Annotated in this window: 18 protein-coding genes and 1 tRNA gene; 9 read left to right on the top strand and 10 right to left on the bottom strand. The window is 71.2% G+C overall.

The features are described from left to right. On the top strand, positions 1-542 hold a 542-nt coding region (locus AC5020_RS11450), incomplete at its 5' end, for an integrase core domain-containing protein (RefSeq protein ID WP_464988378.1). 59 nt (positions 543-601) lie between these two features. On the opposite strand, the gene AC5020_RS11445 is transcribed toward AC5020_RS11450, so the two are convergent. The 3 genes from AC5020_RS11445 to AC5020_RS11435 form a co-directional block, all read right to left on the bottom strand. Next, positions 602-678 (bottom strand) — tRNA-Pro (locus tag AC5020_RS11445). A 57-nt stretch (positions 679-735) separates the two neighbouring features. Then, positions 736-1668: a metallophosphoesterase gene (locus AC5020_RS11440; protein ID WP_377803744.1), complete on the bottom strand. Its 933-nt coding sequence runs from the start codon at positions 1666-1668 to the stop codon at positions 736-738. Position 1669: 1 nt separating this feature from the next. Beyond that, the gene (locus AC5020_RS11435) at positions 1670-4069 is read right to left on the bottom strand and encodes a transglycosylase domain-containing protein (protein ID WP_464988377.1); all 2400 of its coding nucleotides are present in this window, start codon (positions 4067-4069) and stop codon (positions 1670-1672) included. A gap of 206 nt (positions 4070-4275) precedes the next feature. Between AC5020_RS11435 and AC5020_RS11430 the strand changes: the two genes are divergently transcribed. The 4 genes from AC5020_RS11430 to AC5020_RS11415 all read left to right on the top strand — a co-directional run bounded on the left by AC5020_RS11430 (position 4276) and on the right by AC5020_RS11415 (position 6225). Further along, entirely contained in the window at positions 4276-4578 is a 303-nt protein-coding gene (locus AC5020_RS11430; RefSeq protein WP_377018329.1) for a WhiB family transcriptional regulator, read from the top strand. 104 nt (positions 4579-4682) lie between these two features. Next, positions 4683-4853, top strand: coding sequence for a Sp36 family protein (gene sp36, locus AC5020_RS11425; protein WP_377018328.1), 171 nt, complete (start codon positions 4683-4685; stop codon positions 4851-4853). A 4-nt stretch (positions 4854-4857) separates the two neighbouring features. Then, positions 4858-5394 carry a RidA family protein gene (locus AC5020_RS11420; RefSeq protein ID WP_464988376.1) on the top strand — a complete coding sequence of 179 codons (537 nt, stop codon included), beginning with the start codon at positions 4858-4860 and terminating at the stop codon, positions 5392-5394. Between the two features lie 9 nt (positions 5395-5403). Next, positions 5404-6225, top strand: coding sequence for an MBL fold metallo-hydrolase (locus AC5020_RS11415; RefSeq protein ID WP_464988375.1), 822 nt, complete (start codon positions 5404-5406; stop codon positions 6223-6225). A 278-nt stretch (positions 6226-6503) separates the two neighbouring features. Here the strand turns inward: AC5020_RS11415 and AC5020_RS11410 are convergent, their stop codons facing one another. Continuing rightward, on the bottom strand, positions 6504-7181 hold the full coding sequence (locus AC5020_RS11410) for a Crp/Fnr family transcriptional regulator (RefSeq protein ID WP_377018325.1): 678 nt from the start codon (positions 7179-7181) through the stop codon (positions 6504-6506). Between the two features lie 158 nt (positions 7182-7339). On the opposite strand from AC5020_RS11410, the gene AC5020_RS11405 reads away from it, so the two are divergent. From AC5020_RS11405 to AC5020_RS11390, 4 genes are all read left to right on the top strand, one after another. Beyond that, a complete protein-coding gene (locus tag AC5020_RS11405; protein WP_464988374.1) occupies positions 7340-8119 on the top strand; it encodes an endonuclease III domain-containing protein in 780 nt (259 codons plus the stop codon). Next, positions 8116-8823 (top strand): NUDIX hydrolase, encoded by a 708-nt coding sequence (locus AC5020_RS11400; protein ID WP_464988373.1) that lies wholly within the window; start codon positions 8116-8118, stop codon positions 8821-8823. Before AC5020_RS11405 ends, AC5020_RS11400 begins: the two co-directional genes overlap by 4 nt. Positions 8824-9069: 246 nt before the next feature. Continuing rightward, the gene (locus tag AC5020_RS11395; protein ID WP_377018322.1) at positions 9070-9456 is read left to right on the top strand and encodes a cold-shock protein; all 387 of its coding nucleotides are present in this window, start codon (positions 9070-9072) and stop codon (positions 9454-9456) included. Positions 9457-9460: 4 nt separating this feature from the next. Beyond that, positions 9461-10525 carry a DUF3027 domain-containing protein gene (locus tag AC5020_RS11390; protein WP_464988372.1) on the top strand — a complete coding sequence of 355 codons (1065 nt, stop codon included), beginning with the start codon at positions 9461-9463 and terminating at the stop codon, positions 10523-10525. A 97-nt stretch (positions 10526-10622) separates the two neighbouring features. Here the strand turns inward: AC5020_RS11390 and AC5020_RS11385 are convergent, their stop codons facing one another. From AC5020_RS11385 to AC5020_RS11360, 6 genes are all read right to left on the bottom strand, one after another. Continuing rightward, the gene (locus AC5020_RS11385; protein WP_464988371.1) at positions 10623-11825 is read right to left on the bottom strand and encodes a DNA polymerase III subunit delta'; all 1203 of its coding nucleotides are present in this window, start codon (positions 11823-11825) and stop codon (positions 10623-10625) included. Continuing rightward, positions 11822-12553 (bottom strand): dTMP kinase, encoded by a 732-nt coding sequence (gene tmk / locus AC5020_RS11380; RefSeq protein ID WP_464988370.1) that lies wholly within the window; start codon positions 12551-12553, stop codon positions 11822-11824. The genes AC5020_RS11385 and tmk overlap by 4 nt, the downstream gene beginning before the upstream one ends. Further along, the gene (locus AC5020_RS11375; RefSeq protein ID WP_464988369.1) at positions 12550-13626 is read right to left on the bottom strand and encodes a Gfo/Idh/MocA family protein; all 1077 of its coding nucleotides are present in this window, start codon (positions 13624-13626) and stop codon (positions 12550-12552) included. Before AC5020_RS11375 ends, tmk begins: the two co-directional genes overlap by 4 nt. A gap of 158 nt (positions 13627-13784) precedes the next feature. Beyond that, positions 13785-14648, bottom strand: a complete 864-nt coding sequence (locus tag AC5020_RS11370; RefSeq protein ID WP_464988368.1) for a carbohydrate ABC transporter permease — start codon at positions 14646-14648, stop codon at positions 13785-13787. Next, entirely contained in the window at positions 14645-15868 is a 1224-nt protein-coding gene (locus AC5020_RS11365; protein WP_464988367.1) for a carbohydrate ABC transporter permease, read from the bottom strand. Before AC5020_RS11365 ends, AC5020_RS11370 begins: the two co-directional genes overlap by 4 nt. Further along, on the bottom strand, positions 15865-17223 hold the full coding sequence (locus AC5020_RS11360; protein WP_464988366.1) for an ABC transporter substrate-binding protein: 1359 nt from the start codon (positions 17221-17223) through the stop codon (positions 15865-15867). Before AC5020_RS11360 ends, AC5020_RS11365 begins: the two co-directional genes overlap by 4 nt. Between the last annotated feature and the right edge of the window lie 206 nt (positions 17224-17429).

Below are 17429 nucleotides of genomic sequence, written 5' to 3'. Positions count from 1 at the left end.
CCCGCTTCAGCGGTCGCCCCGGACGCAACGGGTTCGAAGCCCTGCTGGCCTCCTGGCACATCCGTCAGATCAACGGCCGGGGCGGCCATCCGCAGACCCAGGGGAAGGTCGAGCGGTTCCAGCAGACGATGAAGAGGTGGCTGCGGGCCCAGCCCCATCAGCCCGGGACCCTCACGCAGCTGCAGTCCCTGTTGGACCGGTTCCAGCAGGTCTACAACGAGCACAGGCCACACCGCTCCCTGCCCCACCAGGCCGTCCCGGCTGCGCTCTATGGCTCCATGCCCAAAGCCGGACCCGATGATGCAATTCCCACGCCGACCCACGAACGCGTCCGGGACGACGTCGTCGACACCGGCGGGACGGTGACCCTGCGAGTGAACGGACGCATGCACCACATCGGCATCGGCCGACCCCACAGGGGAACCCGCGTCCTGATCCTCAGCCAGGACCTCCACGCCACCGTCCTGGACGCCACCACCGGAGAAGTCCTCAGAGAGCTCATCATCGACCCCACCCGCGACTACCAACCACAGCAGAGATGACAAAGGCCCGAACCCACGTTGCGTGGGTTCGGGCCATGCCGATGTCCTGCGACATCACATGGTCGGGGTGACAGGATTTGAACCTGCGACCTCCTCGTCCCGAACGAGGCGCGCTACCAAGCTGCGCTACACCCCGGAGGATCCTCGCCGAAGCGGTTCACCGAGGAGCAACTTTAGCAGGGGCGCGCGGGTGTCAGGTCCCCCTGGCGGGCGCCGGTGCGCGCAACGTGAGCAACGTCGCCTCGGGCGGGGTCAGCAGGCGGTAGTTCGAATAGGGGCTCGCACCGAGCCCGGCGCTGACGTTCAGCGGGACGCCGTGCCACGAGGAGAGCCCGCGGGCCTGCCGGCGGGGCAGGTCGCAGTTGGTCACCAGCGCGCCGATGCCCGGCAGGCGCAGCTGGCCGCCGTGGGTGTGGCCGGCGAGGATCAGCTCGGCCCCGTCGGCCACGAACGCATCCAGCACGCGCCGATAGGGCGCGTGGGCGACCCCGAGACGCAGCACGTGCCCGTGCGCCGGCGGCGGCTCCTGGGCCGGCTCGGGGACGCGGTCCCGGTCCAGATGCGGATCATCCACGCCCACCAGGCGGATCTCGAGCCCGCCGAGCTCGATGGTCGCCCGGGTGTTGGTCAGGTCCTTCCAGCCGTGGGCCGAGAGCACGCGCGCCAGGTAGGGCGTCGGCAGCGTCGGCTCCTTGGGGTCGGTGAGGCCTTCGGGGCGTGCATCGGGCAGCAGGTAGCGTGCAGGGTTCTTGGGCGAGGGGGCGAACATGTCGTTGGAGCCCATCACGAAAGCGCCCGGGCGCTGCAGCAGCGGATCGAGGGCCTCGGCCAGCACCGGCACCGAAGCGGCCGAGGAGATGTTGTCGCCCGTGTCGATGACCAGGTGCGGCCGCAGTGCGGCCAGATGGCGCAGGAACGCGAGCTTGCGCTCCTGGTCCGGCATCAGATGGATGTCGCTGAGGTGGAGGACCCGGATGGTGCGGGTACCGGGCGGGAGGATCCGCAGCTCCGCCTCCCGCAGCGTGAAGCGGTGGATCTCGACGTGACGCGACCACACGTGCGCCGCCGCGGCGGCGCCGAGGCCGGCAAGGCCCACTGCGCCCGCGGCCGCGGGGACCGGCCGCACGTCAGCCCTGCCCGGTGGACTGGCGGACGACGACCGTCTCGCCCTCGGGCAGGCTCGTGCCCGGGGGCTGCTCCGTGCCGATCACGAACCACTCGCCCACCGTGCCGGAGGGCTCCTTCGTGATCTCGACCCTGTAGCCGGCGGCCTCGAGCGTCGACTGGGCCTCGGAGAGGACCATGCCGGAGACGTCGGGCACCACGCCCTTCTGGACCGCCTCGGTCCCCGGCTGCTTGGTCGAGGCCGGTGCGGACGGGAAGGGTTCGCTGGGCAGGCCCTCGTGGACGCGGCTCATGTACTCCTGCCAGGTGGGCAGGGAGACGGTGTTGCCCCACACCTTCCCGCTGCGCAGCATCTCGCCATCGACCGGGAAGCCCGCGGGGCGGACGTTCGCCTGCGGGTGGCCGAACCAGACGGCGGTGGACATCTGGCGGGTGAAGCCGACGTACCAGGTGTGGAACTGGGAGCCGGAGGTGCCGGTCTTGCCGCCGGCGGGGTGGCCCTCGATGATCTTGCCCTTGCCGGTGGCGCGGGGGTCCTCGAGGTCCTGCTCGAGGGTCCAGGCCATGGTGTCGGCGACCTTCTTGTCCACCGCCTGATGGCACTCGGCCCCGGAGATCGGCATGGCCTCGCCGTTGCGGTCGATGACCTCGGTGACCGCCTGCGGCTTGCAGTACGTCCCGCCGGCGGCATAGGTCGCATACGCGCTGGCCATGTCCAGCGCCGAGATGCGCACCTCGCCGAGGACCACGACGGACGGCGCCAGCTCGGTGCCGTAGACGTCCTCGATGCCGGCATCCCAGGTGGCCTGGTCGTACGGATTATGCGTCGCCGGGACCACGCCGATGTCGCGGGCGCCCTCGGCGATGTCGCACAGATCCAGCTGCCGGGCCATGTTCGCGTACGCGGTGTTGATCGAGAACTTCGTCGAGTTCAGCGCGGTCTCCATCGGGGCGATGTCCACGGAGACGGCGTTGTCCGGGTTGTATCCGGGGCTCTCCCGCCATGCCCCCCGGGAGAGGCACTTGGCCGGGAAGCTCGGCATCGTCTCGCGGCCGGTGGCGACCTTGTCCATGATCCCGTGCCCGGTCTCCAGCCATTCCTGGAGCACGAAGGGCTTGAACGTCGAGCCGACGGGGAAGCCGCTGGAGCCGCCGAGGGCCTTGGGGACGTTGTAGTTGATCGCCGTCTCACCCGGATTGACCTCGTCGTACGGGTTGAACGTACGGTTCTCGGCCATCGTGAGGATGTTGCCGGTGCCCGGCTCGACGGTCACGATCGAGTGGCCGAAGCCGTGCTGCGCATCCCCCGGGACCCGGCGCTGCAGAACCTCCTCGGCGGCCGCCTGCGTCGAGGGATCCAGCGTGGTGCGGATGGTCAGCCCGCCTCCGTAGAGCAGCTTCTGGCGCTCCTCGTACGTCGGGGCGAACTCCGGGTCGTTGAGCAGCGTGCGGGTGACGTAGTCGCAGAAGAACCCGCTGCCCTCCGCATCGGCACAACCGGCCCGGAGATTCTGGATCTGGAGCATGTCCTCGATCGGCTGCTCGGAGTACTTCGTGTACTCCTCGTCGGTGATGAAGCCTTCACGGCGCATGTCCGCCAGGACCTCGTTGCGGCGCTTCTCACCCGCTTCCGGGTGGCTGACCGGGTCGTACTGGTTCGGACCGTTGGTGACCCCCGCCAGCAGCGCCGCCTCGCCCGGATTCAGATCCGCGGCATTCTTCGAGAAGTAATGCCGCGAGCCGGTCTCGACGCCATACTGCGACGGGCCGAACTGGGCGACGTTGAGGTAGGCGTTGAGGATCTCGTCCTTGCTCCAGCGCTTCTCCAGCGAGATCGCCAGCTTCGCCTCTCGCGCCTTGCGCCCGTAGGTCTGTTCCGTGGCTTCTTTGATGTCTTCCTGGTCGCCGCGCTGGACCGCGTCCATCAGCAGGGCGTTCTTGACGTACTGCTGGGTCAGCGTCGACCCGCCCTGGGTGGCGCCGCCGGCAGCATTGCTCGCAAACGCCCTCACCAGGCCCTTCGGGTCCACACCGCCGTGCTCGTAGAACCGGCGGTCCTCGACCGCGATCACCGCATGCTGCATGTGCGGCGAGATCTCCTCGAGCGGCACCATGATGCGGTTCTCGGTGTAGAAGGTCGCCAGCAGCGACCCGTCAGCGGCCTCGATCCGGCTCGCCTCGTTCAGCGGCTCGACCTCGAGCTCGGTCGGGTAGGACTCGAACAGCTCCACCCCGTCCTCGGCGATCGCGGAGGTGGCCGAGACGGCGGGAAAGAAGAAGGCGGCCAGAAGTACGCCGCCGAGCGCCGAGACGGCGATCATCCCCAGCAGCAGGTACAGGGACTGCGCCAGGGCGACGGGAAGGGAGCGTCCGGAACCGGAGCTGGACGGAGTGCTGGCCATGATCCAAGAGTACGGCGGGCACGGGACGCAGGGCCAGACGCCGGGCCGGTGGCCGAGGAATCTTCACAACGCGAGACCGGGCCGGGTCCTCGGGTCGCTGCTGCTCGAGGAGTGCTCGCGGTCAGTGGCCGGGTTTTGCGATGTGGCGTGGGTCTCCCTAGAGTATGGACAAAACGGGTCGACGAGGACCCGGGAAGGGGACGCAGATGAGCATCGGGGGGACTCCCATCAGCGCAGATTCGAGCTGGGCGGCACGCGGCGCCTGCGTGAGCATGGATCCGGACGGATTCTTCGTGCAGGGCGCGGAGCAGCATGCGGTCAAGACCACCTGTGGCTCCTGCCCCGTCCGGACGGAATGTCTGGCCGACGCGCTGGACAACCGTGTGGACTTCGGGGTGTGGGGCGGGATGACGGAGCGGGAGCGCCGGCGGCTGCTGCGCCGGCATCCCGATGTCAGCGACTGGTCCGCCGTGCTGCGGCGTGCCTCGCAGGAAGCCGTAGGCAGCTGACCGGTCGCAGCTGGCCGGTCGGGGCATGTCCACCCGCTCGGGCGCGTGTCCACGGGGCGGTCCCGCGAGGCCCGGGAGCAGGCCGTGGCCGGTAGGCTCGCCCCATGAGCACGCACACCCGCTGGGAGTACCTCACCGTTCCGCTGCTGATCCACGCGACCAAGCAGATCCTCGACAACTACGGCGAGGAGGGCTGGGAGCTGGTCCAGGTCGTGCCCGGGCCGAACCCGGAGAACCTGGTCGCCTACCTCAAGCGTCCTCTCGCCGAGGCCTGAGCCGGTGGCCGCCGCAGCGCAGGGCGCCACCACCGGCCCCCGCGTCCGGGCTCGCCTGGAGGAGCTCGGGCTCTCGTTGCCCGCTGTCGCCGCGCCGGTGGCCGATTACGTGCCGGCCGTGGCGACCGGTGTCCACGTGCACACCTCCGGCCAGCTTCCGTTCGTCGACGGCGTCCTGCCGCGCACGGGCAAGGTCGGCGCCGACGTGACCCCGGAACAGGCCGCCGAGCTCGCCGCGACCTGCTGCCTCAACGCCCTCGCCGCCATCGAGGACCTCACCGGAGACCTCGACCGCGTGGTGCGCATCGTGAAGCTGACCGGATACGTCGCCTCCGAACCCGGCTTCACCGCGCAGCCCGCGGTGATCAACGGCGCCAGCGAGCTGCTCGGCGCGGTGTTCGCCGACGCCGGCCGGCACGCGCGCAGCGCCGTCGGAGTGGCCGTGCTGCCGCTGGATGCGCCGGTGGAGCTGGATCTCCTGGTGGAAGTGGACTCCCCGCTCGTGCCGGGCCCCGCGCCCGTCTCCGTCCCCGCCGGCTGAGGCCCTGCCGTGTCCGACGACGAATCGCAGCGGGACCCGGCAGGACCCGCCGTCGAACTGCTGGCGGTCCCCGCATCGAACCCGGGGCCGATGACCCTCAGCGGCACCAACAGCTACGTGATCCGCGACGGTGACCAGGTGTGGGTGGTCGACCCGGGCCCCAAGGACCCCGAGCACCTCGCCGAGCTGCTGGTCAGCTGCGGCGAGGACGCACGGCCCATGGGCGTGCTGGTCACCCACCGACACCTGGACCACACCGCCGGCGCGGCGACACTGGCTCGCCAGCTCGCAGCCCGCAGCGGCCGCGAGGTGCCGCTGTTGGCCGCGGACCAGGTGGCCGTGCCCGGCTCCCGGCCCCTGCCCTCCAGCCTGGAGAGCGACCACGGCACGTTCGGACACATCATCCACCTGCCCGGTCACACCGCGGACTCCGCGGCCGTGCTGCTCGACGGCGGCCGGCTGCTCAGCGGCGACACGCTGCTGGGAGGCTCCTCGACGGTGATCGTGCCCGACGACGGCGGATTGCTCGGTGACTACCTGCAATCGCTCGCGATCCTGCGCGCGATGGCTCTCGACGGCCGGATCGGCTCGATCCACCCCGGTCACGGCCCGGCCTACGAGTCGCCGCCCGCCGCGCTGGCGGCCATCGAAGAGGCGATCTCGCATCGCGAGGAGCGCATCGAGCAGGTCCGTCGGGCGCGCACGGCAGGCGTCCTCACCCTGGACCGACTGGTGCGTTCCGTCTATGGCCCTGATCTTCCCGCGTCGCTGCAGGAGGCGGCGCGCTGGAACCTGCGCGCCACGCTGGAGCATCTGGCCGAGGGGAACTGAGGCGGGCCGGGACATGCGGCTCGGACCGCCCGGCCTCGGCTGGCCGTCTGGCATCAGCTGACCCTCTGGCCTCGGCTGACCGACCGGTTCGCGCCGGCCGGCCTGCCCGCCCGAGGGCGCTTTCGCCCGCCCTGGCGCCGCGGGCCCGCCTGCCGACGAGGACACACCGGCCGCGCAACGTCGAATCCCCTGATATGTGCCGGTCGTGGCACATATCAGGGGATTCGACGTCTCGGTCCGGCGTGGCGGTGGTCCGAGGTTGGCGGCGCCGGCCCGAGTCAGCGGGCGCGGCGACGCAGACGCTCGACGTCCGAGATCAGGACGGCGCGTGCCTCCAGCCGGATCCAGCCGCGCGAGGCGAAGTCCGCCAGCGCCTTGTTCACCGTCTCGCGGGACGCCCCGACCAGCTGGGCCAGCTCCTCCTGGGTGAGGCCGTGCGCGACCATCACGCCGTCGTCGGTCTGGCGACCGAAGCGCTGGGCGAGGTCGAGCACGTTCTTGGCCACGCGGCCCGGGACGTCGGCGAAGACCAGGTCGGCGAGCGACTCGTTCGTCTTGCGCAGACGCCGAGCCAGCGAGGCGAGCAGGTGACGGCCCACCTCGGGGCGCTGCGCGAGCACCCGGTACAGATCCTGCTGCGAGAGCGAGTACAGCACCGACTCGGCGACCACGGTCGCGGTCGCGTTGCGGGGGGCCGGGTCGAACAGGGACAGCTCGCCGAGCGTCTCGCCCGGGCCGAGCACCGCGAGGAGATTCTCGCGGCCGTCGCCCGAGGCGTGGCCGACCTTGACCTTGCCTGAGCCGATGATGAAGAGCCGGTCGCCCGGATCGCCCTCCCGGAAGATGATGGCGCTGCGGTGATAGTCCTCCTGCTTCATCGACGCCAGCACGGCCTGCTTGCCGTCCTCGTCGAGCGCAGCGAACAGCGGCGATGACCGTACGATGTTCTCGTCCACGGAACCTCCTGATGGTGGGGCCCCGGACGTCCGGGACCGTGCTGTGCTACCCATTGTGACCGATGCAACCAACAGCGGTGGTCACAGTCACATGATGGGGGAACACTATCGCGCCTGCGCCACCGGGGCCCGCCACCTTCCCACGAGGAGCAGTCCTGATGCCCACGCCGACCCCGTCCGCGGGCGCCGCGCCGACGCCCGCAGGGCCGGCCGGAGCCGCCGAGGTCAGCGCCCGGCTGCGGGAGCTGTACCCGGACGCACGCACGGAACTCGAGCACCGCGACGCGTTCGAACTCCTGGTCGCGACGGTGCTGTCCGCCCAGACCACCGATGTGCGGGTCAACTCCGTCACTCCGGAGCTGTTCTCCGCCTGGCCCGACGCGGCCGCCCTGGCCGCGGCCGAGGAGAGCGAGGTCACCGACGTGGTCCGTCCGTTGGGAATGGGTCCGACCCGGGCGCGTCGCATCATCGGTCTCGCCCGAGGGCTGCTCGCGGAGCACGGCGGCGAGGTGCCCGACGATCAGGCGGCGCTCGAGGCGCTGCCCGGTGTGGGGCGCAAGACCGCGCACGTCGTGCGGGGCGCATGGTTCGGTCGCTCCCTGCTGGCCGTCGACACGCACGTCGGCCGGCTCGCCCGCCGCCTGGGGTGGACCGCGGCCACCGACCCCCGGGCCGTGGAGGAGGACGTGGTCGCCGCTGTGCGCAGCAGTCCGCCGGCCGGCCCGCAGAGCACGGCGTCCGGCGAGGCACGCACGGAGTCCGCGGAGCCGCCCGCGGAGCTCACTGACCGCGCGGAGCATCCGCAGGAGCCGGAGGAGGATCTCGCGGCGCTCTCGCTGCGGCTGATCCTGCACGGGCGCCGGATCTGCACGGCGAGGTCACCGCGCTGCCCCGATTGCGTCCTGGCCGACGTGTGTCCGAGCGCAGGCGCCGTATGAGAGGCGCGAGCGCTCCGCACCCACCGCGCAGCGGCGGCGCACGGACCCCGCCGTTCCTGTCGTCCCTCGCCGACCGGGCGCGCAGCGGCGACGTGCTGGTCACCCGCGACCCCGATCCCCGCGACCCCGCCCGCGGCACCGACCAGGAGCGCCGCAGCGCCGTGCTGATCCTGGTCGCCGGGACGGGGATCGAGGACGCCCGGATCGTCCTGGAGGAGCGGGGCAACGCGCTGCGCTCCCAGCCCGGCCAGTTCTCCCTGCCCGGCGGGGGACGGGACGCGGGGGACGACGACGATGTGGAGACCGCGCTGCGCGAGGCGCAGGAGGAGACCGGCCTGGACCCCGATGACGTACGGGTGCTCGGGGCGTTCGCACCGATCCCGATGCCCTGGCGCGGCCAGCGGGTCACCCCGGTGCTGGCCTGGACCCCCGTCGCCCCTGCGCTGGGTGTCCAGGATCCGATCGAGGTGGAGCGCGTGGTGTGGGCGTCGCTGACCGGTCCCGGCTCCCTGAGCGATCCCGCGCACCGGCGGCGCGGCCTGCTCGGCGGCGTCCCCGTCGGCCCCGTCTTCGAGCTGCCCGAGGACGCCTTCGTGTGGGGCTTCACCGCCATGATCCTGGAGAACGTGCTGACCGGGATGGGTCTGGAGCCCGTTGCGCGGACGGCCCCCACCCGCGAGATCCCGGCGCAGCGGCGCCGCTGACCATGCAGGCGCCGCCGCCGACCACCCGAGCGGTGCCCGACGTCACCCGCGTCGAGCGCGCTCGCCACGGCCTGGACTGCACGCGCTAGACTGGATCGTTGCCGGACGGTCTCCGGCGGCCGACTGCATGCCCGAACGCATGCAGGGTGCGTGCACGCAGAACCCGTCGGACCCGAACCCGGCTCCGCGCGCGCCCGGACTTCCAGAACCAGCAGACCGACACCAGCAGACAAGGATGGGATCCACGTGCCACGCGGCAAGGTGAAGTTCTACGACGCCGAGAAGGGCTTCGGCTTCATCCTCGATGACGAGGACGGACAGAGTGTTTACGTGCACGCCTCGACCCTGCCCGAGGGAGTCGCCACGCTCCGCCCCGGGACCAAGGTCGATTTCGACATCGTCGACGGCCGTCGCGGCCCGCAGGTGCTCGCGCTGCGCATGCTCGAGCCCGCCCCGTCGGTGAGCCGCGCGCGCCGTCCCAAGCCCGACGAGATGGCGGGCATGGTCGAGGACCTCATCCGTCTGCTGGACGATGCATCCAACGGCCTCCGCCAGGGCCGCTACCCCGATCGCGCGCACGCACAGAAGATCTCCACCGTGCTCCGCGCCGTCGCCGACAACTTCGAGGCCTGAATACATGACGCAGTCGACCATCGCCCCCCGTCGCACCCGCACCGCCCGGCCCCGGCTGGACGCGGTCGCGGCCGACGCCGTCGAGCTCGCCCGCGAGGCGCTGCTCGAGGTCACCGAGCCCGGCCAGGTCGGTGAGCACCTGCGCGTCGAGGCCAGTGGCGAGCGGTTGGTCACCCATGTCTTCGAATGCACCATGCCGGGCTACCGCGGCTGGTCCTGGGTCTCGGTGATCGCCCGCGCACCGCGCGCGAAGGTGCCGACCGTGGCGGAGACCGCGCTGCTGCCCGGCGAGGACGCCATCCTCGCCCCCGAATGGGAGCCGTGGTCCGAGCGTCTGAAGCCCGAGGACATCGGCGCCGACGATCTGCTCCCCTTCCACGAGCAGGACGAACGGCTCGAGCCCGGCTACGAGGCCACCGGGGACGAGGACGCCGACCGCGTCGCGCTGTGGGAGCTGGGCCTGGGCCGCCCGCGGGTGCTCTCCCCGCACGGCCGGTCCGACGCCGCCGAGCGCTGGCTGGAGAGCGACTTCGGCCCCCGTCAGACCTCGAGCCGCGGTCGCCGCGGCACCGTGTCCGCCACCTGCAGCAGCTGCGGCTTCCTCACCCAGCTCGCCGGCTCCCTGCGCGGCGAGTTCGGCGTGTGCACCAACGAGTGGTCCCCGGCCGACGGCAGGGTCGTCCACCTCGGGTACGGCTGCGGGGCGCACTCCGAGACCGGCCAGGAGGACGAGGATCGCGAGATCCAGCGGTCCGGTGCCGGTCCCGTGGGCGTCGAGGAGCTCGATGTCGAGGACCCGGCCTCCGTCGGGCCCACAGAGACCACTGAGCCGGCGAGCGCCGACGAGAACGCCGAGTCGGCGAGCGGTGCCGAGAAGACGGCGCCGGCGAGTGCTGCCGAGGCCGCTGAGCCGACGGAAGTCGGGGCGGCGTCCAGGACGCTGACCGACGTGCCCGAGGCCGATTCTGCCGCCGACGAGGAGAACGCTGCCGCGACACCGGACGCCAAGCCGGCGGCCGACGCGAACGCCGAGTCGAGCACGGAGGCCTCCGAGACGCCGCAGGCCTGACTCCTCGCCGACGCGCCTGCCCGCGCAGCTCCTCGCGGACGCGCGCCAGCGCAGCTCCTCGCGGACGCGCGCCAGCGCAGCTCCTCGCGGGCGTGCGTCAGCGCAGAGAGACGGCGACGCGCGAGAGCAGCGCCTCGATCGCGAGCAGGGGCGGCACGTTCCCGCTGATCCGGGCCCGAGCCTGCCCCACCGCATCCAGCAGTCCCAGGGTGATCGTCCCGGAGCCGTTCGCCGCGGTCCGTTCGACCTCCTCGGCGACCTCGATGTTGACCAGCTCGCTGGAGGTGCCGAGCTGGCGGCTGAGCACATCGCGCAGCACCGAGTGCGCATCGAGCAGATAGCGATCCAGCACGTCGCGCACCAGCCGGGTCTGGCGCCGCTTGGCATCCTCCTCGAGCTGACGCACCTGCGCCCGCAGGGCAGGCGGCACCTTCCCGTTATCCACGCCCGCAGAGCGCAGGAAACGCTCCTTCTCCTCGGTCGCGACGGCATCGGCATGCTCCTTGGCCTCCGCGGTCGCCCGGTCCACCAGCGACTGCGCGGCCAGCACCGCCTCTCCGGTGCTGCGCAGACCCAGGAGCGTGCGCGCGGAGTCCTCACGCGCCGCCAGAGCGCCCTCCTGCGTGGCGTAGCGCAGGGCGAGACCGATGTGTCCCTGCGCGGCGCGGGCCGCCCGCACGGCGAGCTGCTCGTCCACGCCGTCGCGGCGCCGCAGCAGCTCGGCGACCACGTCCGAGGACGGCACCGCGAGGGTCACCACCCGACAGCGCGACCTGATGGTGGGTGCGAGGTCCTCGGCCGAGGGCGCGCAGAGCATCCACACGGTCGAGGGCGGGGGCTCCTCGATGGACTTCAGCAGCACGTTGAAGGTGCCCGCGCTCATCCGATCGGCGTCCTCGATGATCACCACCCGGCGCGGCCCGGTGGCCGGGGACCGCTGGGCGGTCATGACCAGAGCCCTGACCTCCTCCTTCGCGATCGAGAGCTTGTCGGTCGCGACCACGGTGACATCCGGATGGGTGTCGGCCAGCACTGTCCGGCAGGCCCGGCACTGCCCGCAGCCGGTGCCCTGCTCGCACTCGAGCGTGGCGGCGAAGGCCCGTGCCGCCGTGGACCGCCCCGAACCGGGCGGGCCGGTGATCAGCCAGGCCTGGGCGAGGGAGCCCTCCGGGGACGCCGCACGCCGGAACTGTGCGACGGCGGCCTCCTGCCCGACCACGTCGGCCCACACGCCGGAGGCCGGATCGAAGTGGCCCCCGCCAGGAGGGCCGGCGGGCAGGTGCGTTCCCGGCGCGGTCACAGCTCGTCCCGGTGCGAGGTGTGCGGGAGCTCCTCGAAGGTGGGGTCGAAGAGGTCCAGCACCTCGGCGACGGCCTCGAGCACCTCGGCGTGGACCTCCTCGCGCGGTCGGGTTCCGTCGATCACCGCGAAGCGCTCCTCGTCGGCCGCGGCCAGGTCCAGGAACTCCTGGCGCACCGTGGCGTGGAAATCCTCGCCGGCCTGCTCGAGACGATCACGGCCGGCCGCTTCCCGGCGCGTGCCCAGAACCTCCGGGGGCAGGTCGAGCAGGATCGTGCGGTGGGGGAGGAGTCCGTCGGCCGCCCACAGCGACAGCGAGCTGATCGAGTCGGGCTCCAGGTCCCGGCCCGCACCCTGGTAGGCGATCGAGGAGTCGAGGTACCGGTCGCCGAGCACGAGTCCGCCGCGGGCGAGGTGGGGGCGCACCAGCGTGGAGATGTGGTGGGCGCGGTCGGCGGCGTACAGGAGCGCCTCCGCGCGGGGATCGACGTGCTCTCCGTGCAGCAGCAGCTCCCGGATGCGCGCCCCCAGGGGGGTGCCGCCGGGCTCACGGGTGGTCAGGATCAGCTCCTCGGAGACCGAGCGCTCGCTGACCAGGTGGTCGCGCAGCATCGCCATCTGGGTGGACTTGCCCGCTCCGTCGCCGCCCTCGAAGGAGATGAACACCCCTCGGCGCGGGGGATGCGGTGAGGGGATGCGCAGACCGCGGGCGGTCTCGAGGATGCTCACGCGCGCTCCTCCCCGGGGTAGACCACGCCGAGCTCGGCGCGCACGGTGTCCATCGTGTCCATGACGCTCAGGGTATCCGCCCAGCTCATGAGCGGGGATTCGAGGTCTCCTGCGGTGACCCGGCGGGCGGCCTCGGCGATCTCGTAGGCCATGCCGTCGCCGGGCGCACCGGGATGCTCGAAGCTCGCCGTGCGGCCGTCCAGCAGGGAGACGGTGAGAGTGCCGGGCGCGAAGAACGGGCCGGACAGCCGCGCCGCGCCGAGCGTGCCGCTGACCACGGCCTCGGTGGGGGTGCGCGCCAGCAGGGTGCTCGAGAGCCGGGCGCGGCCACCGCCGGCCCCGCGGGCCAGGACGGCGAGGTAGGCGTCGACGCCGGTCGAGGTGAGGTCGCCGCGGACCGCGAGCTCGGTGAGATCGCCGAGGACCATCTGTGCGAAGGAGACCGGGTAGACCCCGAGATCGAGCAGGGCGCCGCCGCCGAGCTCCGAGGCGTACATGCGGTGGGCCGGGTCCTCGGGGAAGGACTGGCCGTGATCGGCGGCGACCTCGATCACCTCGCCGAGCAGACCCGAGGCGATGACCTGCCGCAGCACGTCGTACTGCGGCAGGAAGCGTGCCCACATCGCTTCCATGGCGAAGGTGCCGCGCGCACGAGCCACCTCCAGCAGGTCGCGGGCCTGGCTGCCGCTGAGGGTGAAGGACTTCTCGACCAGCACCGGGATGCCGGCTTCGAGGACGGGCCGGGTCAGCTGATGGTGCTGGGCGTGGGGAGAGGCGACGTAGACGGCGTCCAGGCCGCCGGCGGCGAGCATGTCGGCCACCGAGGTGAACGCCTGCTCGATGCCGTGCGTGGCGGCGAACGCCTCGGCGCGCTCCGCCGAGCGGGAGACGACGGAGACCACTGGGGAGGCCGTCGCGCGATGTGCGGTCGCGGTGAACTGCCCGGCGATGTGACCGGGAGAGATCACGCCCCAGCGCAGGCCGGGCGCGGTGGCCGGGTCGGGGACGGTGGAGGCAGGCAGGGCCAGGGAGTTCTGGGCCTCGGCGCCTCGGGGGTCGGCGGTCTCGCTCATGACTCCAATCTACCCAGCGCGTCCGACGTCCACTGCCATGGTGGACGATGGGGAGGAGAGGTCCGCCCTCGGCTGAATCCGCACTCCGTGGCGCGCCGTCCGAGATACCGCGGCGCGCCGCTCGAGACTGCGCCGGGGCGGCCTCCCCGTGATCCGATTCAGCCCTTCACCGAGCCCGCCGTCATGCCTCGCACCAGGAAGTTCTGGAGCGAGAAGAACACGATCAGCGGGATCAGCATCGACAGGAACGCGCCGGCGGTCAGCAGCTCCGCGCCCTGTCCCTGGGTGCCCAGCAGCTGCTGCAGGGCCACGATGATGGTGGTGTTGGCGCCGCCGCCCAGGAACAGGCGTGCGATCAGCAGGTCGTTCCACACCCACAGGAACTGCAGGGTGGCGAAGGCGGCGATCGCGGGCATCGACATCGGAGCCACCAGTCGCCAGAAGGTCTGGTAGTGCGAGGCCCCGTCGATCTTCGCGCTCTCGATCACCGACCACGGCAGCCCGCTCATGTAATTGCGCAGGATGTAGATCGCCAGCGGCATCCCGAAGCCCGAGTGCAGCAGCCACACGGCCACGAACTCCCCGGAGATGCCCAGTCCCCGCGGTCCCAGCAGGTTCAGCAGGGGCTGGAAGGCGACCTGGATCGGCACCACCATCAGCGCCACGATGAGGATGAACGCGAGCTCCTTGCCGCGGAAGCGGGTGAAGGTGAACGCGTACGCCGCGAAGGCGGCGAACATGATCGGCAGCACCGTCGCGGGGACGGCCACGACGACCGAGTTCAGCAGCGAGGAGCCCAGGGCGGTGCTCTCGAACAGCCGCTGGTAGTTGGCCAGCGTCCAGTCCGCGCCGAAGGGGCTCAGCACGGCGGTCCACCAGCCGGAGGTGGCGGCGTCGGTGCGGCTGCGGAAGCTCGTGATCAGCATGCCGAGCGTCGGGATGGTCCACAGCACCCCGAGCAGGATCATCACGATGATGGCGGCCGGGGAGCGGCGGCGGCCGTCCGCCATGCGTGCGCTCATCGCTGCGCCTCCTGCTGCTTGTAGGCCCGCACCTGGTAGAACACCACCGGCATCACCAGGATCAGCAGCACCACCACGACCGCGGCTGCCTCTCCGGCTCGCTGCTCGGTGAACAGCTTGCGGAAGAACAGGTTCGCGATCACATCGGTGTTGTTGCGGCCGTTGGTCATGACGTAGACGATGTCGAACACCTTCAGCACCACGATCAGCACCGTGATGAATACGGCCAGGACGGTGCCGCGCACCTGCGGGAAGACGATCTGCCAGAAGATGCGCATCTCGCCGGCGCCGTCGATGCGCCCCGCCTCGACGGTGTCCTCGGGCACGGCCTTGATCGCCGAGCTCAGCAGCACCATCGCGAAGCCCGTCTGCAGCCAGATCAGGATCACCATCAGCAGCAGCGAGTTCAGGCGGCCCTCGCTGATCTGCATCCACGGCTGCGGCTCTCCGCCGAGGCCGACGACGATCGCGTTCAGCACGCCCGTCTGCTGCGAGCCGGGGGAGTCATAGGCGTAGATGAGACCCCAGATCGTCGAGGCCCCGACGAAGCTGATCGCCATCGGCAGGAAGATGAACGACTTCGCGGTCTTCTCCCCGGTCGGGGAGAGCTTGTCCGCGAGCACGGCGACCATCAGACCGAACGCGACGGTCACCACGGGCACCACGACGACCCACAGGAGGTTGTTGATCAGCGCCTGCCAGAAGCCGTTCGAGGAGAAGATCGCGGCATAGTTCTCCAGCCCCGTCCACTGCGTGGAGTCGTTGTTGGCGAAGGAGTACACGACGGTCTGGACCGTCGGGTACACCAGCATCACCGCGATCAGGGAGAAGCCGGGCAGCAGGAACGCGTAGGGGATCAGGCCCCGCGAGAACCGGCCCGGCAATCCCTCGATCGCCATGTTCAGGAACAGGAAGAACAGCACCGCGCCGCCGATGCCGACGACCAGGCCGGTCAGCCCGATGATCACGTCGCTGCCGCCGAACCAGGCGGGGTAGTACGCGAACGCCAGGAACAGGGTGCACACCGCCCACGCGGTGACCGCGAGGCCGACGGCGCCGATCAGGATCCGCAGCGGCTTCGCCGTCGAGTACGACGGAGCCGACGGAGCCGACGGATCTGCCGAGCCCGAAGAGCCCGGTCCCCCCGCTGAACTCGCAGCGCCGGAGCCCGCTCCCGGAGCCGGATCGGGCTCCTGGGGGCGGGCAGCAGCGCTGCTCACTGGGGCCATGATGCCTCGACGTCGTCCAGGACCTCCTGGGACGTCTTGTCCCCGCCGACCCACTGGTTCATCGCGGTCCAGAAGCTGCCGCTGCCGACGGGGCCGGGCATCAGATCCGAGCCGTCGAAGCGGAAGACCTCCGCATTCGAGGCGATGTCCGCGACCCGGCGGGTGGTCTCGTCGGCGTAGTGGGAGTTGTCGAAGCTCTGGTGCGGGCTCAGCCAGCCGCCGGCCTGGGCCCACTCGCCGCCGAAGTCGCTCGAGGTGATGAACTCCATGACCTGCTTCGCCTCGTCGTCCTCGGTGGCGAACAGCGCGGCCAGATCCCCGCCGCCGAGGATGGGCTGGCCATCGAAGCCGCCCTCCCAGGGCGGCAGCGCGAAGACGCCGACGGCGTTGTCGAGGTCTGCCTGCACGTCCTCGGGGAAGAACCCGGTCACGAAGTTGCCCTGGCGGTGGAGCATTGCTCGCGGCGGGTCCTCGAACAGGGGCAGGGAGGCCTCGGAGAAGTCGGTGTTCAGGATGGTCTCGGAGCCGCCCAGCACGTTGCCCTCGGTCTTGAGCACTTCCCCGAGCGCGTCGAGGGCCTCGACCACCTTGGGGTCGTTGAAGGGCACCTCATGAGAGGTCCACTGGTCGTAGAACTCCGGCCCGTGCATGCGCAGGATGAACTCCTCGAGCCAGTCGGTGCCCACCCAGCCGGTCGCCTGATCGGCGTTCCAGGCATCCGCCCACGGGGCCGTTCCGGAGGCCTTGATCTCGTCGGCGATGCCCTGCAGCTCCTGCAGAGTGGCCGGCTCGGTGCTCCAGCCGCCGTCGGCGTAGGCCGCCGCGGGATACCAGACCAGGGATTTCACGGCCAGGCGGATCGGTGCGCCGTAGATCGTGTCCTCCGCCGTGGCGGCCTCCAGGAAGCCGGGGATCAGCGAGGACTCCAGCGAGTCCACATCCAGCACGTCGCCGATCGGGGCGATGTGGCCGTCGGCGGCGAGTTCGAGCAGCCCACCGGGCTGCGGGAACAGAGCGATGTCCGGCGCATCGCCCGCACTCGCCCGGGTGCGGATGGAGTTCGCGAAGTCCTGGTCGGAGGTGTACTCGACGCTGATGCCGCTCTCGTCGGTGAAGCTCTTGAGCGCGGCGTTGAACCCTTCGGCCTCGACGCCGCCGAAGTTTCCCAGGATCGCGACCACACCGTCGCCCGGGCTGCCTCCGGCGGAACCGCCCCCGCCCCCGCCGCCATCGGAGCCGCCGCTGCCGCCGGAGTTCTCAGGATTCTGCAGGCACCCGGCGAGTCCGAGCGCGGTGGCCGTCGCCGCGCCGCCCATGACGGTGCGGCGGGAAAGATGTGAACGCATGACAGAACTCCTTCATCAACGGTGATGGGGATGTTGCTGCGTTCATACTACGCCCAGGTCATGGCGCGAAGAGGGGTAATGAGGAAGGAACCGGGAAACCTGCACCTCGGTGCCGACCGTTCGGTCCTCGTCCGCCCGGAATCATGGGATCCCGGGGTCTGGAGCCCGGGGCCCGGTATCCGGAGGCCCGGGACCGGCGCGCGGAA

This window comes from Brachybacterium sp. SYSU DS0246 (assembly GCF_059391765.1).
This window is presented reverse-complemented; position numbering and strand designations above follow the sequence as displayed.